Below are 16,077 nucleotides of genomic sequence, written 5' to 3' on the forward strand. Positions count from 1 at the left end.
TTCGCGGGGGCGTCAGTTTTTGATTGACACGGTGGCAGGAAGAACCTGATTTCGCGCCAGGCTCTCCGCCCCTACACTGAGCCGCAGAAAGCATGGGCCGCAAGGCTACCGTGCGAGGAGAAGAGCCGGCGAAAGGAGAGGCAATGCCACGATGCCCGCGACCTATCAACGAGGAGCTCTACCGCGACGAGTGGACCTGGCAGGAGGGCGAGTACACGGTCTACCGCAACTGCCAGTACACAGCCCCCGGCTGCCACAACGGCTGCGGTGTGCTCCACTACGTCAAGGACAACAAGCTGGTCAAGATAGAGGGCGACCCCAAAGGGGCGCTTTCCAACGGTCGTCTCTGCATGCGCTGCCTTGCCATGGAGGAGATGGTCAACCACCCGTTCCGCATCTACCACCCCATGAAGCGCGATCCCTCCCAACGCGGCAACGATGACGCATGGGAGGTCATCACGTGGGATGAGGCCTACGATCTTTACGTCGAGAAAGCCGAGGAGATTCTCGGAAAGTACGGCAAGAAGTCGTTCTGCATCCTCGGCGGGACGGGGCGCAACACCACCTGGCAGTTCGCCGCGCTCGCAACCACCGTCATGGGGTCGCCCAACTACACCTTCGGGTTCTTGAGCGGCAACTCCTGCTATGTCCCGCGCATGAACGTGTGCTTCTGGATGGGTGGCGACGTGATGGTGGCCGACTGCGCTCAGTGCGTCGAGGAGGGCTACGATCACCCCGACTATGTGAATCCCGAGGTGTGCGTGATCTGGTGCTGCAACCCCATCGTCTCCAACGCCGACGGCTTCTTCGGCCACTGGATCGTCGACCTCATGCGCATGGGCACCAAGCTGATCGTCATCGACCCACGCCTGACCTGGATGGGCGCGCAGGCGGAGCACTACCTGCAGATCAAGCCTGGCACCGACGGCGCGCTCGCGCTCGGCTGGATCAACATCATCATCCAGGAGGATCTCTACGACCATGACTTCGTCGAGCGATGGACCTACGGCTTCGACCAGCTGGCCGCACGTGCCGCGGAGTACCCGCCCGAGCGCGTGGCGGAGATCACCGGCATCCCCGAGGACCTCATCGTCGCCTCGGCGCGCCGCTACGCCACCGCCAAGCCGGCATCCGTTCAGTGGGGCCTCAAGTTCGACCAGTTCAAAAACGGCTTCGGCGCCGCGATGGGCTGCGCGGCCCTCTGGGCGCTCACCGGCAACATCGACGTTCCCGGCGGCAACATCGTAGTTAACACCGGATTCATCTCCGGCGATGCCCGGCGCATGTTCTCGGGTATGAAGAATACCGCCGGCGAGGAGTTCGACATGACCGAGCGCCTCGGCCAGGACGAGTTCGTCGTCGAGCAGATGGGGCTCGAGCCCCAGGCCCACCCCGACAGCCTGCTCAAGGCCCTCGAGACCGGCGAGCCCTATCCCATCAAGTTCCTCTTCGAGCAGTCGTCCAACTTCCTGGCCAACATGGGCGCCGACCCCCAGCGCCTGCTCGCCGCCGTGCGCACCGTGGACTTCTTCGTCGTCACCGACTACTACATGACGCCCACGGCCGCCGCCTGCGCCGACCTCTTCCTGCCTATCGCCATGAGCGTCGAGCGCACCGGCTGCCGCAGCATGTTCAACCCCACCCGCGCCATCAGCCCGGTGGTCACCACCAACGCCCACACCGACGAGGACATCGTCCTCGACATCGGGCACCGGCTCAACCCCGAGGGCACGCCCTGGGCCAACGCGACCGAGTTCTGGGAGGACGTGCTGCACAACATCCGTGACCAGGCAGGCAAGCCCTACTACCCGCCCGACTTCACCTTCGACGACTTGCGCGAGAAGATGTACGTCTGGGAGCCGTTCGAGTACCGAAAGTACGAGAAGGGCCTCCTGCGCTCCGACGGCCAGCCCGGGTTCTCCACGCCTACTGGGCGCTTCGAGTTCTACAGCCTGACGGCAGAGGCCGCTGGCGGCGACCCGCTGCCCCACTACGTACCCGAGCCCAACAAGAACGCCGACCCCGAGGCCTTCGAGGACTACCCCCTCTACCTGACGACAGGCCGCCGCTCCTGGGAGTTCTTCCACAGCGAGCATAGGCACCTCAAGTCGATGCGCGAGTTTCACCCCTGGCCGCAGGTGGAGATGACCCAGGAGACCGCCGACAAGTACGGCATCGAGGAGGGCGACTGGGTGCTCATCGAGAACCCTCGGGGCTCCGTTCGCGAGAAGTGCGTCATCAACCCGTCCATGCACCCAGACACCATCATGGCCGAGCACGGCTGGTGGTACCCCGAGCGCCGGGGCGAGATATCCGGCGACAACCCGTTCGGCGTCTTCGATTCCAACATCAACCAGCTCGTTCCCATGGAGGACTACGGCCCGCTTGGCTACTGCGCGCCCTACGACACGCAGATGTGCCGCATCTCCAAATGCACCGACTACCACCCCGCCTACGACCCGGGCTATTAATCAGACGCTGAGCGAGAAGGGACAGAAGATGGAAAACACCCGATACGGCCTGCTGATCGACTACGAGTTCTGCACGGGCTGCCACACCTGCGAGACCGCGTGCAAGGTAGAGCACGGATTCGAGACAGGGCGCTGGGGCATCAAGCTCGCGGAGATCGGCCCGCAGGAGATCGCCCCGCGTAAGTGGGACTGGCACTACCTGCCTACGCCCACCGCGCTCTGCGACCTGTGCGCCGACCGCGTGGCGGAGGGACGCTGGCCCACCTGCGTCCACCATTGTCAGGCGCAGGTCATCGAGTACGGGCCGGTGGAGGAGCTGGCGGCACGCATGGACAAGCAGTTCATGGTGCTCTACACCCCCACCGCCTAGCGCAGCAGCGCCGACGAGCTCTGCCGCGGCGCGGCACCCGGCCGCCCCGGATCAGGCCGCCGCGCCGCGGCACCACACGGCCGCCTTTCCGCATGTGGAAGAGGCGGCGCAACCGAAGAAAGGAGTCCTCCATGTGCTTTAGGCCGGCATCCGTCGACTTGGACAAGACCTGCCCCGCATGCGGCGCCAAGGTGGCGCTGCTCGACAAGACGTGCCCCGAATGCGGGAAGGAGCTTCCCGTCGGGCTGGCGTCATCTGGAGCTGCGGGCGCCCCCGGCGCGCCATCCGCCCCGGGCGCTCCCGCAGCTCCTGGGGCGCCGTCTGCCCCCGGAGCCCCCGCAGCCCCCGGAGCGCCCACGATTCCGCGCGATCAGGCGTAGGGGCCTGCCTCCCGCGTGAGCACCTCGCCGAGCCTGCGAGCCAAGGCGCCCACCTCCCGCGATGACCCCGCCAGGCGCACGACCGATTGGTGCAGCACCTTGGGAAAGTCGACCACCGGAACGGCCTTGATGCGACTCGAGGAGAACTGGCTCGCCGAGGTGCTCGGCAGCAGAAAGGCCCCTGCGTCGTCCTCGATCATTCCGACGATGTAGGAGTGGCTGCGCGGCACGATGGTCAGGCGGGCGCCGGCGCTGCGACAGTACTCCACCTCGCGGGCGCCCGCCAGCGTGTCCGCCTCGAGCGCAAGGAGGTTCTGCCCGGCGAAGTCCGCCGCCGTGAGCCTGTGCTTCCGGGCAAGCGGCGAGCTCGCCGACACGCAGGCGAGCGCCCGCGGCTCCGCGCTCCCAACGGGCTCGGCAACGAACTTCCGGCTGCGCGAGTCGAGCCAGGTCACCGCCACCTCCAGCTCGCTACGGCCCAGACGGCTCAGCGCCGTCTCCGACGAGCAGTCCACGATGCTGATGGCGAACTGGGGATACTCCGCCGAAAGCCCAACGATAGTCGCCAGCGTCTTCGCGCTGAAGAGGAACAGCGGCAGCCCGATGCGCACGACCTTGGGCTCCGGCGCCTTACCCTTAAGCCCCTCCAGCGTGCTGCGCCACAGCGGCTTCAGGACGAAGAGCCGCTCGGCGAGGAAGCGCCCCTCAGGCGTCAGGGTCACGCCCTGGTGGCTGCGCACGAACAGCTGCACGTCGAGCTCGTCCTCAAGCCGATTCATGGCCTCGGTCAGGGCCTGCCGCGACACGTAGTTTTCCTGCGCGGCCTTCGAGATGCTCTGCTTCTCGGACACCGCCAAAAACAGCTCCAGGCTCCGCACATCCACGGCCACCACCCCCTCGGCCCCGATTCTCGCCCAGGGCCGCCCTCGGCAACAGCCCCGCTCCCGTTGTCATCTCTCCTCGCGAGATGACAACGGGAGCGATATGATTGAAAAGTGGACAGGATACCTGTCCATTAATAGAAAAAGTGGTATATTTTCTTGACCACTTATTCTAGGAGCTGTCATGGCCAATCCTGTCATTCTCGAAATCCTACGCGACTTCGACCTGTCCCTCTACGCTCCCCTGCATCAGCGCGCGCTCAGCCTCGGAGAGCCGCTCCCGCCTCGCGCCGGCAATCTCGTGAAAGTGGTGAGCGGCATGCGGCGCAGCGGCAAAAGCTATCGCCTCTTCCAGGAGATGCGCGCCCTTGCAGACGCCGGCATTCCGCAGGATCGCATCTGCTACTTCAACTTCGAAGACGATCGATTGGCGCCCGTAACCCCTCAAACGGGCGATGAGGTGCTCGAGGCTTTCCAAGCCATCCATCCGCACGCCTTCGAGGAAGGCACCTTCCTCTTCTTCGACGAGCTTCAGGAGATGGAAAACTGGGGGCCTTGGCTTCGCCGGATCGTGGATACGCATCGTGCCACCATATACGCGACCGGCTCCTCCTCGAAGATGCTCTCCCGCGAGATTGCCACCGAGTTTAGAGGACGCGCCCTCGAGTTCGAGCTCTTACCCCTATCGTTTGCCGAGTACCTCTCCTTCAACGGCATCTCCGCCCCCGCCGGCGTCGGCTACTCGACTGCTGAGCGTATCGCGCTCGAAGGGGCCCTCGCTGACTACTTGAGACGCGGAGGATTCCCTGCTGCGCAGGAGCTCTCCAACCAAGAAGCCGTGCCTCTCCTCCAATCCTACGTGCAGCGCGTTGTGGCCCGCGACGTGATCGAGCGCCACAACATCGCCAAGCCGCGTGTCGCGACGGCATTCGCCCAGCGGCTGATGGGCCTGAACGGTCGCCAGCTCTCCGTTCGAAAGATTGCCAACGACCTGAAGTCAGCCGGAATATCCACGAGTCGTGAGCTTCTCAGCGACCTGCTCGGATACCTCGAGGACGCCTATCTGCTCTTCGTGGTGAGGGAACGCACCTACAGCCTGGCCGAGTCTACGAACTCCATCCCCAAGGTATACGCGATCGACCCGGGCCTCGCACTCGCCAGCGGACGCGCCAATAGCAACGACGCGGGCCAGCGGCTCGAAGACGCGGTGTACCTGGAGCTGAGGCGCCGGGCGCCGGGCATGCGCAAGGAGGCCATCACCTCGCTGCGAACCTCCGCCCACGGCTATGAGGTCGATTTCGCCTTGGGCGACGCTCTCGACGAGAAGCCGCTGGGCCTCTTCCAGGTCTGCGCGGACGCTCACGATGAGGCCACGCTCAACCGCGAGCTTCGCGCCCTTTGGGAGGCGCTCGACGAGCAGGGGCTGCAAGAAGGCATCCTCATAGCGGGAGATGGCGCCGAGGCCACGCATACGCGCGACGGACGCATCGTTCGTCAAATCCCCGCCTGGCGGTGGTTCCTCGGATAGCGGTTCGCCTGTCGAAGAAAAGAGCGAGGGCCCGTCTGGACAGTCAGTCCAGACGGGCCCTCGCCGTCATGCGTCAGATAGCAGCGCCTAGTACAGCTTGGCGCCAGCGGGGATGCGATCGTCCACCATGAGAAGGTTGAGGCGCTCTTCGGGCTCGCCGTCATCGCCCGGCACCTCGTGGACGGCGCTGATGATCATGCCGCAGGAATCGATGCCCATCATCTTGCGCGGCGGCAGGTTGGTGATGGCGATGAGCGTCTTGCCCACCAGCTCCTCGGGCTCGTAGTAGGCGTGGATGCCCGAGAGGATGGTGCGCTCCTCCCCCGTGCCGTCGTCGAGCGTGAACTGCAGCAGCTTCTTGCTCTTCGGCACCGCCTCGCAGGCGAGCACCTTCACGGCGCGGAAGTCAGACTTGCTGAACGTGTCGAAGTCCACCTCGTCGGCGAACAGGGGCTCGATGACCACGTTGGAGAAGTCCACCGGCTCGGGAGCCGGATCCGTCGCGACCGACGCCGCAGGGGCCGCAGAGCGCGCACCGCCAGCGGGCGTCTCGTCCTTCATGTGCGGGAACAGCAGCACGTCTCGAATGGAGGGCGCGTCGGTCAGCAGCATGACCAGGCGGTCGATGCCCACGCCCACGCCGCCCGCCGGCGGCATGCCGTACTCGAGCGCGCGGATGTAGTCGGCGTCGTAGCCCATGGCCTCGTCGTCGCCGAGATCCTTCGCCTCCACCTGGGCGCGGAAGCGCTCGGCCTGATCCACCGGGTCGTTGAGCTCGGTGAAGGCGTTGGCGTACTCGTGCCCCATGATGAACAGCTCGAAGCGCTGGGTGAGCTCCGGGTTATCCGGGTGCTTCTTCGCCAGCGGCGACACCTCAAGCGGATGGTCGATGACGAACGTGGGCTGGGTCAGCTTCTCCTCAGCCACGGCCTCGAAGATCTCGGCGATGAGCTTGCCCTTGCCCCAGGCGGCCTCGGCGTGCCCGCCGTTGCGCTCCAAGATGCCCACGAGCTCATCGCGGGTGCGCTCGAAGGACACGTCCTCCCCCGCGCCCTCGCTGGCCAGCTCGACCATCGAGGCGCGGCGCCAGGTGCCGTCCAGGTTGACCTCCGTGCCCTGGTAGGTGATGGAAAGGGTGCCGCAGGCCGCCATCGCCGCCGCCTTGATGTAGCCCTCGGTGAGGTCCATCATGCCGTCCAGGTCGGTGAAGGCCTGGTAGGCCTCCATGGTGGTGAACTCGGGGTTGTGGAACGGGTCCATGCCCTCGTTGCGGAACTGGCGGCCGATCTCGAACACCTTCTCGAAGCCGCCCACGAGCAGGCGCTTGAGCGGCAGCTCCGTGGCGATGCGCAGGTAGTAGTCGCGGTCGAGCGCGTTGAAGTGCGTGATGAAGGGCTTGGCGTTGGCGCCGCCGATGATGGCGTGGAGGAACGGCGTCTCCACCTCGTAGAAGCCCTGATCCTCCATGTAGCGGCGAATGGCCGAGACGATCTTGAAGCGCTTCTCGAAAACGGAGCGCACCTCCGGGTTCATCACCAGGTCGACGTAGCGCTGGCGATAGCGCGTCTCCTTGTCCGTCAGGCCGTGGAACTTCTCCGGCAGCGGGCGCAGCGACTTGCTCAGCAGCTCGAAGGAGTCCACGCCTACCGAGAGCTGGCCGCGCTTGGTGCGCATCATGGTGCCGTGGACGCCGATCCAGTCGCCCACGTCCAGGTCGCAGAGGGCCGCGAAGGCGTCCTCGCCCAGCGCGTTGATACGGCAGAACAGCTGGATGTCCTCGCCCGCCTCGCGCAGCTCCAAGAAGGCAATCTTGCCCTGGACGCGCTTGGCCATGACCCGGCCGGCGATGGTAACCTCATCCTCGGTGGAGTCGCCGTCGGCCAGGTGGGCCCAGCCCTCGTTGAGCTCGGCCACCGTGTGGCTGCGGTCGAAGGCGCGGCCGTAGGGATCCTGCCCCGCGGCCATGAGGGCCGCGCGCTTGGCGCGACGCACCTCGATGGGGTCGTCCTCGATGATTTCCGTGATCTCTTCAGCCATCGCTTCTCCTAGTGCTCGATCTTGAGGATCTCCATGGTGATGTCCTTGCCGGTGGGGCCGGTGGCCTCGATGGTGTCGCCCTTCTTGTGACCGAGCAGCGCAGAGCCCACGGGGGACTCGTTGGAGATCTTGCCAGCCGCCACGTCGCTTTCGGCACCGCCGACGATGGTGAAGACGCGCTCGCGGCCGCCCATGTTCACGGTGACGGTGGAGCCGATGTTCACCTTGTTGGAACGCTTCGGCGTGTTCACGACGGTGGCCTCCGACAGGATGCGGCTGATCTCGGCGATGCGCGCCTCCATCATGCCCTGCTCGTTCTTCGCGTCGTCGTACTCGGAGTTCTCGGAGATGTCGCCGAACTCGCGGGCCACCTTGATGCGCTCGCCGATCTCGGCGCGCTTCTCGGTCTCCAGGTAGTGGAGCTCCTCCTCGAGCTTCTCCTTGCCTTCCTGGGTGAGAATGTAGTTGTTGTCTGCCATGTTCTCCGTCCTTAGGGGTTGGGCACGTCTCCCCGACGTGCACTCGATCGCGCTGCGCCGCGTTGGCGGTTCCGCGCGCTGACACAAGAGGAGCGCACCGCCGTACCTGGCGATGCGCTCGTGAAGCCGGGTGTCGGCGCAGCCGGGATGGCGCGCCGTCCGATGGAGCTACTCGTCGGCCTTCTTGACGACGACCTTCTTCTTGACGGTCTTCTTGGGGGCCTCCTCGGCCACCTCCTCGACGATCTCGTCCTGGTCGACGGCCTCCTCGATCTCCTTCTCGCCGGAGCCGATGCCGTCGCGCAGGTTCTTGACGGTCTTGCCCAGGGCGCTGCCGAGCTTCGGCAGGTTCTTGGGGCCGAAGATGAGCAGGATCACCGCGAGGATGATAAGCAGCTCGGGAACGCCCATTCCCAGAATTTTCATAGGTTCCTCCAAGGGCTTGCGCCCGCCTCGGTGCTGAGGGCGAGACTTCGCCCCTTTTTGCTGGGGGGAAGGGTACCACAACCGCCCGTAAATGGAACGCCCCCGACGAAAACAACACCCCTTGCCCTGGAGTTCACTCGAAGTGGTTCAATGGAGACTTAAGCCGCGCTTCTGAGAGGAGAACCGCCATGGAGTACCGCCCGCTGGGAACAACCGGCCTCAAAGCCAGCGTCATCGGATTCGGCGCCGAGTGGATCGAGGGGATGGACGGCGACGGGGTGCGCGCCCTGGTCGACCGCTGCGTAGGGGCCGGCGTGAACATCGTCGACTGCTGGATGAGCGACCCGGCCGTGCGCTCGGCACTCGGCGCGGCGCTCGAGCCCACGCGCGAGCGGTGGATCATCCAGGGACACATCGGCTCCACCTGGCAGGACGGCCAGTACGTGCGCACACGCGACCTCGCCCAGGTGCGCCCCGCCTTCGAGGATCTGCTCGCGCGCCTGCGCACCGACCACGTGGAGCTGGGAATGATCCACTTCGTGGACGACCCGGCGGAGTTCCGCGCCATCATGGCCGGCGAGCACGGCTTCATAGACTACGTGCGCGAACTCAAGGCCGCGGGAAAGGTCGGGCACGTGGGGCTTTCCACTCACAACCCCGAGGTGGCGCAGCTGGCAGCCGAATGCGGCGAGGTGGAGGTCATCCTGTTCTCGGTGAACCCCGCCTTCGACCTGATGCCGGCCTCCGACGACCTCGACACGCTGTTCGGCGACTACTCCGACGTGACCGGCGACGGCATCGAGCCCGTGCGCGCCCGGCTCTACGCCACCTGCGAGCAACGAGGCGTGGCGATCACCGTGATGAAGGGCTATGCGGGCGGACGGCTGCTCTCGGCCGAGACGTCGCCCTTCGGCGTGGCGCTCACGCCGGCGCAGTGCCTCCACTATGCGCTCACGCGGCCTGCCGTGGCCAGCGTGCTGGCCGGCTACAAGAGCGTCGCGCAGCTGGAGGAGGCGCTCGCCTACTGCGAGGCCAGCGCCGAGGAGCGCGACTACGCGAGCGTGCTGGCCGGCGCACCGCAGCACGCCTGGTACGGCCAGTGCACCTACTGCGGCCACTGCGCGCCCTGTGCCGCGGGCATCAACATCGCGCTGGTCAACAAGTACGCCGACCTGGCCGCGCTCCACGACGAGGTGCCGTCCTCCGTCCAGGCCCACTACGAGGCCCTGAGCGCCACGGCCGGCTGCTGCACCGGCTGCGGGGCCTGCGAGGCACGCTGCCCCTTCGGCGTGGCCGTCGCCGCGCGCATGGAGCAAACCGCCTCTCTGTTCGGCTGCTAGCGACCGCGAACCGCGAGGCAGATGCGGGGGGGGCGGAACGCGGGGCGGCCCAGGGTGGGCGGGACGCGGGCAGATGCGGGGCGCCCGGACTCATGGCGCCCGCGACGAGGGCCCGCACTCAAGTGGCGCGAAGGAGCCAGAAGAGGGGCGAATCCGCGATTCCTGGCCAAAAACGCCGCGGTTTACGCGCCCGGGAGGCCGCTTTCGCCCGAGGGCGCCCAGGCGGCAGCGCGCGACCTGGGGAAACGCGGGCAGCCGGCGCGCCGCGGCCCCGCGCGCGGCGTAAACCGCGGCGTTTTTGGCCAGAAACCCGGATCCGCCCGCCGGACGGGCGAGCCCGGGCGCGGGCGGGGACGCGAACGGGGGTGCGGGACGGGCGAGCCCGAGCGCGGACAGGGTCGCAAGCGGGGGGCGCCCGGGCGCGGGGGCCGCAAACGGGGGACGCCCGCGCGACAGCCCCGCACCCCATCAGGCGAACCCGCACCGGGACGCCCCACGGGAAGGGCCCGGCACGGAATACGAGGGGGGGGGGCGCCCCAGGCACACGGGGAGCCGCAAGCGGGGGACGCCCGCGCGGCACCGGCGCTCGCCCGCATCCCGCTGGCGCCCGCCCGCGAGGCAGGCGCCAGCCTGTCGCGCGCCTCTCCGCCGGCCGCCTCATGCAAGCCACCCCTCCCTGTCACCCGCCCCCCCCATCGTCCGCCGGGCGGACGCGGGGGGGTTGGACGCGGAACTTCCCTGACACGGAACACGGAATCCGCGATTCCTGGCCAATTTCGCCACGGTCTACGCGCCCGGGAGGCCGCTTTCGCCCGAGGGCGCCCCGGCGGCAGCGCGCGACCTGGGGAAACGCGGGCAGCCGGCGCGCCGCGGCCCCGCGCGCGGCGTAAACCGCGGCGTTTTTGGCCAGAAATCCGGATCCGCCCGCCGGGCGGGGTCGCGAACGGGGGGGCGCCTGGGCGCGGGACACGGGGCGCCCCGGCGCGAATTGCCCGCAGGAGAGCGGAAGGGGTGTACACCCGCGCCCGTCGGAGGCAAAGCGGACTAGGCCAGGTCGATCTCGGAATCCATCAGATCGAGCAGCTCCTGGCGAGAGTGAATGTCCGCCTTCACGTAGATGTGGCGAATGTGCGACTTGGCCGTGTTGAACGAGATGGACAGATCCTGCGCGATGTAGTCGATGGACCGCCCCCGCGCCAGCAAGTACAGCACGTCCCGCTCCCGCGGGGAGAGCCCGTAGCGCGCAGCCAAACTGTCGCAGCGCGCGGCATGGAGGCGCCAGACGGCCTCGGCCGCGTCCAGCGCTTCCGACGCGCCCGCCCCGAAAGCGCCCCCTCCCCGCCCATCGGCAGCCACGCTCCCGTCGGCGGCCGGGCCGTCGCCGAGCGCGGCGCTCCCAGGCGCATCTCCCCCGGAAACGTCCTCCCGCACGTCCGGCTCATCCCGGGCGCCCGCAGGCGCCCCCTCGATCCCGTCCGCGCCCGAGCCGCCGCGCTCCCCACCGCCCCCGACGCCCCGGCCAGTCGGCGCGCGCAGCGCGGCGCCGATGACCCGGTCGTTAAGCACGAGCATGGACACCACCAGCAACGCGAACACCATGGACACCGACACCATGCTGAGCGAGAAGACGCTCTCATCAGGCAGAGCCAAAAGACGCGACCCCAGGAACCACCCCACCGTAGTACCGAGCGCCGACGCGCCGCGCCCCAGCCCGAACACCCGCAAGGCGGGCAGGCTCGACTGGTAGGCGACATAGGCAAGCAGACACCAGATGACCAGGACGAAGCAGTTGTAGGCAATACCCACGAAATAGTTATTGAAGGCACCGTCCTGGTCGAGCAGCGGCGTCACCAGGATGCCGGCAGCCAGGAGAAGAATGGCCGGGTAGTACAGACAGCTGATGTCGAAGGAGCGACCTAGCAGCCCCACGATGAGGAACACGGCGCCAGCGAACACGGCACTGCCGAACACGATGAGCGACCCCTGCTCATCCAAGGTGGATGCCGGATCGCTCATGATGGAGAAGCCCCGAGCCACGCCCACCACCACGGAAAAGACGACTACCGCCGCCACCAGGCGCACGAAGAACCGCCCGACGCGAGGAGCGGACGCCCCCGGATCCTCCGGCCGCGACCCGCCCTCCGAGAGCTCGGCGCCAGTCATGGTGGTGAGCGCCGCGACCACCGGCAGGCACGCCGTGAACCCCAGGCCCAGCGGCTCGGGCAGCCCCACGGCCACGAAGTAGATGAGGCAGGCGAACACGAACGAGGCGGTGCTGTACATGACCACCTCACGCGGCGGCATCTTAGCGTACACGAGGCCGAAGCGCAGCACGATAAGCGAGGTGCCCACGCCCGTGAGGGCGCTCATCGCATAGAGCGGCGCGTTGTCCGCCGCACCCCCTGCGGAGGTGAGGTAGGTCCCCGCCGTGGCCACCGAGGCCAAAAGCGAGAAGGCGAGCACGATCCCCTTGCTCTCCACCAGCCGCCTGACGCGGCTCACAGCACACGAGAGCACGAGGAGCATCGTCGCCAGGGCCAAGGTCGACGCCAGGTAGGTGGCGAACACCGTGTCAGCCGCCTGCGCCTTGGGAGCGTCGCCGACCATGAGCACGCTCGAGTTGTAGGACACCCAGATCCACGCGTAGTAGATGCCAAAGCCCACCAGCTTGAGCGAGGGCCACTGCTGGTCGATGTCGATGCCGAGCCGTGTGGGAGACAGCACGCCGCCCGCCGTCACATCATCGTGGGAGCGGGCAGGAGGATCCTTCGGCGCACCGGTGACGGCGCTGTAGATACGCTGTACTATCTGGGGCATGGCAGCGGTCCTCACCTGATCGGTCGTCGCCTCGTTCAGCTCCCATTGTACTTCCTCCATACGTCCCTTCCCCCCTACAAGCGCCCTCTTCCCCCCGCGCCCTCCATGACGTCCTCGTCATCGGAGCAGGAGCCCGACTGCCGCCCGGCGCGCTCGGCGACGGCAACGCGCTCCCCGCCCTGCTGGCGCACGCCGCGGGGCAGCAGCGGGAACGTGATGGCGTGCACCGGGCACGCCTGCCCGCATTCCCCGCACTTCGTACACTCGTTGAGCGGCGCGGAGTCTTCGGGATGATGCAGGTCGATGCCCTCCGGGCAGGCCGCGGCGCACCGGCCGCAGCCGCTCGCGCCGTTGCAGGCCACGCATGCGCCCGCGTCCACGGATGGCCGGAACGTGCGGTTCAGGCGCGACGCGAGCGACAGGAGCGCCCCCAGGGGGCAGAAGCGATGGCACCACTTGCGCAGCACCAGCACCTCCACCACCAGGATGAGGGGAAACACCACCAGGGAAAGCGTCGTCTCGTTGAACTGGAGCAGGCGCCACAGCCCGATGAACGTGGCGATGGAAAGCCCCACAGGGCAGACCAGGCAGAACACGGGGAACCCGAAGGCCGCCGTGGTGAGCACGGTGGCGCCGAGCACCCAGTTGCGCGAGTCGCCCACGCCACCCCGGTCGGCGGGCGCCACGTCGAGCGCAGCCGCCGGATCGGCGCCACGCGCCACGGCGGGCGCGCCGGACGCGCTGGCCGCGGGAGCGGAATCGCCAGCCGCAGCCGCGAGGGCGTCGGACGCGGAATCGCCAGCCGCAGACGCGCCGTCCGTCGAGCGCCGGCGGCCGAAGACGCGCTGGATCAGCGGCACCGGGCAGGCCCAGGCGCAGAACGCCCGGCCGACGAGCACCGTGATCAGGAGCGCGATGCCGAGCCCCAGGAGCAGCGGCGGCACCACCGTCTTAGAGGCGATGGCGGCCTCGACCGCTCCCAGCGGGCAGAGCGCCGCCACGTCGGGCAGGCCCCAGGCAGACGGCGTGCCCGTTCCGGTGTGCAGGGCCAGGCCAACGCCCACCAGCCCCAAGACCCCGCATGCCGCGAGCGTCCGGGCCGTCGACATCCTCATCTTCACCGAACTCCCTCCCCTACGCCTGATGCGGCCTCAGGCGCCGCCGCGTCCAGCGGCTCCACCTTGATGCCACGGCGCGTGCCGCCGGCAAAGGCGCCGTAGACCAGGGCCGTGCACTCCAGCTCGCAACGCCCACAGCCGTTGCAGGCCGTCGCGTCCACCACCGGATGTCCGCCCGCGTTGAAGGAGAGCGCGCCGAAGCCGCAGGAATCCTGGCAGCTCGTGCACGTCTGAAGGTACGACAGGCAGCGATCGGGCTGAACCACGGCCACGCCCAGCTTGTCCACGGCGGGGTCGAAGGCCCCGAGCGCGCCGGTGGGACACGCCGCCTGGCACTTCCCGCAGAAGTCGCACCAGCCGCGATGGAAGTCCATCACCGGCGTACGCGCGCGGAGAAGGCCGTCCTCGACCTGCGCCAGGCCCACGGCCCCGGTAGGACACGCGCTGCGGCACCGGTCGCACTTGAGGCACGCGCCGAGGAGCGCGGCCTCGTCCTGCCCGCCGGGAGGGCGCAGCAGGTCTCCCTGGCCGGCGAAGGCCACCCCGACGCCGCCCACGCCCGCGCAGGCGGCCGTGGCGGCGCACAGGCCGAGAAACGCCCGGCGGGTAAGCGCAGCGCCCATGGCTAGGCGTCCGCCTCGGCCGTGTCCGCCTCGGCGGCGCGCCAGGGCGGCAGCACCTCGTCCACCGCCTCGCCCAGCCCCAGCGCCTGGGCCTGCTCGGCGACGAAGGCTTCCTCGGCAGCCAGGTATCCCCTGGTCACGAGCGCCACGCCGCGGTAGAACGCCGTCTGGGCGTGCTCCTCTACCGCATCGCACAGCGCCGGCAGCCAGTTGGCCTGGTGGTACGTGAAGAAGCTGCGCTGGAGGTCGGCCAGCTCGGCGGCGCGAGCCGCCTCCCCCGCCTCCAGCGCCTCGGCCATGCGCTCGGCCAGCAGGGCGGCAAACTGAAGTTCGAAGCCCAGGTGATCCTCGGGCGTCGTGTTGTCAGCCGGCAGCTCAAGCCCCTCGGCCCGGTAGTAGGCCAGGGCGCCGTCGCGCGCGTCCTGCATGAGGATGCGCTCCTCGCTCGTGAACACCGACTCGTAGGGCGGCGCCATGATCTTGTCATAGGTGCCGGCGCCAAGAAACACGTGGGCGTAGTCCACGGCCAGGGCCTGCGGCGTCGCGCGATCGCGGTGCCGCAGGTACTCGCGGATGATGCCAAGGCCGCGGGCCACGTCCGACCCGTCGTCCTCGACGGCCACCCCGGCCAGGGCCTCCACCTGATCGGCGGTGAGCTCGTAGAGGTAGAGGCTGGCCAGGAAGCGGTCGAACTCGGCGCGGGAGGCGTTGGCCTGCCGCAGGTCGGCGGCCAGCTCGGAGTCGATGATGGCGTCTCGCATGGTTGCTCCTTCGGGATTGCTAGATGGTCGCGCCAAACAGGCTCATGAGGGCAACGCTCGCCAGCCACATGAGCACGCGGAAGGCGACCGAGCCGATGAGGGCGCCCGCCGCGGCCACCACAGCCAGCTGCAGGGCGTTCTCCGGCTTCTTCATGCCCACGAATCCGCAGGCGGCCGGCACGACCCCGCCGCACAGGACGACCCCGACCCAGAAGGTGAGGGCCTCAGCGCCCAGGGCAGCGCCGGAGACGAGCCCGAAGGCGAGGGACAGCACCAGGGCGGCCGCGCCGCCGGCGACGGTCTCCTGCGCCGCGAAGGCGAGGGCCGGGGACTCCTCCTTCAGCGCCGCGCACAGGACGTACCACAGCGCCGTGCCGGTGGCGGCGGCGGTGCCCAGGTAGCCCAGGGGCAGCGTGACGGTGTTCCACGCCAGCTGGGAGGCCATCATGTAGGACGAGCCGCAGGAGTAGCTGAACACGACGGCCATGACCACCGCAGCCACGCCAAGCGCCTTGCGGGCCGCCTCCGACCCCTCGCGCTTGACGAGGGCGAGAAGCACCACGGCGACGATCACGTCGATGCCGAGGAGCAGGGCCTCCAGGAAGATGCCCGGGGCCGGATGCGCCAGCACCGCCATGATGCGGTCGACGTGGGTCAGGTGCGTGGCCGAGGCCAGGCCGCCCGCCACGATGAGCACGATGGCCACCACGATGGCGGGGACGGACGCCTTCTTGGTCAGCCCGCGGAAGGCGTCAAGCCCCGCGCAGGCGAGCAGCCACGCGCCCGCGCCCGACAGGCAGGTGAAAAGAACCAGCGACCATTGGATCTCCACGTTGGTCTCCTCTC

14 protein-coding genes are annotated in these 16,077 nt (G+C 68.3%); 5 read left to right on the forward strand and 9 right to left on the reverse strand.

Annotated features, from left to right (window positions below; genetic code table 11):
* Positions 1 to 143 precede the first annotated feature (143 nt).
* The 3 genes from D1643_RS01220 to D1643_RS01230 all read left to right on the forward strand — a co-directional run bounded on the left by D1643_RS01220 (position 144) and on the right by D1643_RS01230 (position 3,221).
* Positions 144 to 2,471, forward strand: coding sequence for a molybdopterin-dependent oxidoreductase (locus tag D1643_RS01220; protein ID WP_160707808.1), 2,328 nt, complete (start codon positions 144 to 146; stop codon positions 2,469 to 2,471).
* Between the two features lie 28 nt (positions 2,472 to 2,499).
* Positions 2,500 to 2,841, forward strand: coding sequence for a 4Fe-4S binding protein (locus tag D1643_RS01225; protein WP_160707810.1), 342 nt, complete (start codon positions 2,500 to 2,502; stop codon positions 2,839 to 2,841).
* Between the two features lie 131 nt (positions 2,842 to 2,972).
* The gene (locus D1643_RS01230; RefSeq protein WP_160707812.1) at positions 2,973 to 3,221 is read left to right on the forward strand and encodes a zinc ribbon domain-containing protein; all 249 of its coding nucleotides are present in this window, start codon (positions 2,973 to 2,975) and stop codon (positions 3,219 to 3,221) included.
* Here the strand turns inward: D1643_RS01230 and D1643_RS01235 are convergent.
* Positions 3,212 to 4,105, reverse strand: coding sequence for a LysR family transcriptional regulator (locus tag D1643_RS01235; RefSeq protein WP_160707814.1), 894 nt, complete (start codon positions 4,103 to 4,105; stop codon positions 3,212 to 3,214). The two genes, D1643_RS01230 and D1643_RS01235, sit on opposite strands and share 10 nt — an antisense overlap.
* A 181-nt stretch (positions 4,106 to 4,286) precedes the next feature.
* Here D1643_RS01235 and D1643_RS01240 point away from each other — a divergent pair, with 181 nt between their 5' ends.
* On the forward strand, positions 4,287 to 5,630 hold the full coding sequence (locus D1643_RS01240) for an ATP-binding protein (protein ID WP_160707816.1): 1,344 nt from the start codon (positions 4,287 to 4,289) through the stop codon (positions 5,628 to 5,630).
* An 87-nt stretch (positions 5,631 to 5,717) separates the two neighbouring features.
* On the opposite strand, the gene lysS is transcribed toward D1643_RS01240, so the two are convergent.
* The 3 genes from lysS to tatA all read right to left on the reverse strand — a co-directional run bounded on the left by lysS (position 5,718) and on the right by tatA (position 8,572).
* Positions 5,718 to 7,667, reverse strand: a complete 1,950-nt coding sequence (gene lysS, locus D1643_RS01245; RefSeq protein ID WP_160707818.1) for a lysine--tRNA ligase — start codon at positions 7,665 to 7,667, stop codon at positions 5,718 to 5,720.
* Between the two features lie 8 nt (positions 7,668 to 7,675).
* Complete coding sequence (gene greA, locus D1643_RS01250) at positions 7,676 to 8,146, reverse strand: transcription elongation factor GreA (protein WP_160707820.1); 471 nt, start codon at positions 8,144 to 8,146, stop codon at positions 7,676 to 7,678.
* A gap of 168 nt (positions 8,147 to 8,314) precedes the next feature.
* Complete coding sequence (gene tatA, locus D1643_RS01255) at positions 8,315 to 8,572, reverse strand: twin-arginine translocase TatA/TatE family subunit (protein WP_160707822.1); 258 nt, start codon at positions 8,570 to 8,572, stop codon at positions 8,315 to 8,317.
* Between the two features lie 188 nt (positions 8,573 to 8,760).
* On the opposite strand from tatA, the gene D1643_RS01260 reads away from it, so the two are divergent.
* Positions 8,761 to 9,912 carry an aldo/keto reductase gene (locus D1643_RS01260; RefSeq protein ID WP_160707824.1) on the forward strand — a complete coding sequence of 384 codons (1,152 nt, stop codon included), beginning with the start codon at positions 8,761 to 8,763 and terminating at the stop codon, positions 9,910 to 9,912.
* A 1,044-nt stretch (positions 9,913 to 10,956) separates the two neighbouring features.
* Here the strand turns inward: D1643_RS01260 and D1643_RS11520 are convergent.
* Genes D1643_RS11520 through D1643_RS01285 form a run of 5 tightly spaced genes read right to left on the reverse strand, consistent with a single transcriptional unit; the run spans position 10,957 to position 16,063 of the window.
* Positions 10,957 to 12,789, reverse strand: a complete 1,833-nt coding sequence (locus D1643_RS11520) for a helix-turn-helix transcriptional regulator (protein WP_236643285.1) — start codon at positions 12,787 to 12,789, stop codon at positions 10,957 to 10,959.
* Between the two features lie 14 nt (positions 12,790 to 12,803).
* On the reverse strand, positions 12,804 to 13,844 hold the full coding sequence (locus tag D1643_RS01270) for a 4Fe-4S binding protein (RefSeq protein ID WP_160707862.1): 1,041 nt from the start codon (positions 13,842 to 13,844) through the stop codon (positions 12,804 to 12,806).
* 2 nt (positions 13,845 to 13,846) lie between these two features.
* Complete coding sequence (locus D1643_RS01275; protein ID WP_160707826.1) at positions 13,847 to 14,470, reverse strand: 4Fe-4S dicluster domain-containing protein; 624 nt, start codon at positions 14,468 to 14,470, stop codon at positions 13,847 to 13,849.
* 2 nt (positions 14,471 to 14,472) lie between these two features.
* A complete protein-coding gene (locus tag D1643_RS01280) occupies positions 14,473 to 15,231 on the reverse strand; it encodes a molecular chaperone (RefSeq protein ID WP_160707828.1) in 759 nt (252 codons plus the stop codon).
* Between the two features lie 19 nt (positions 15,232 to 15,250).
* Entirely contained in the window at positions 15,251 to 16,063 is an 813-nt protein-coding gene (locus D1643_RS01285; RefSeq protein ID WP_160707830.1) for a DmsC/YnfH family molybdoenzyme membrane anchor subunit, read from the reverse strand.
* Positions 16,064 to 16,077: the final 14 nt, after the last annotated feature.

Origin of the sequence: Enterorhabdus sp. P55 (assembly GCF_009911695.1) — a bacterium.
GTDB lineage: Bacteria > Actinomycetota > Coriobacteriia > Coriobacteriales > Eggerthellaceae > Enterorhabdus.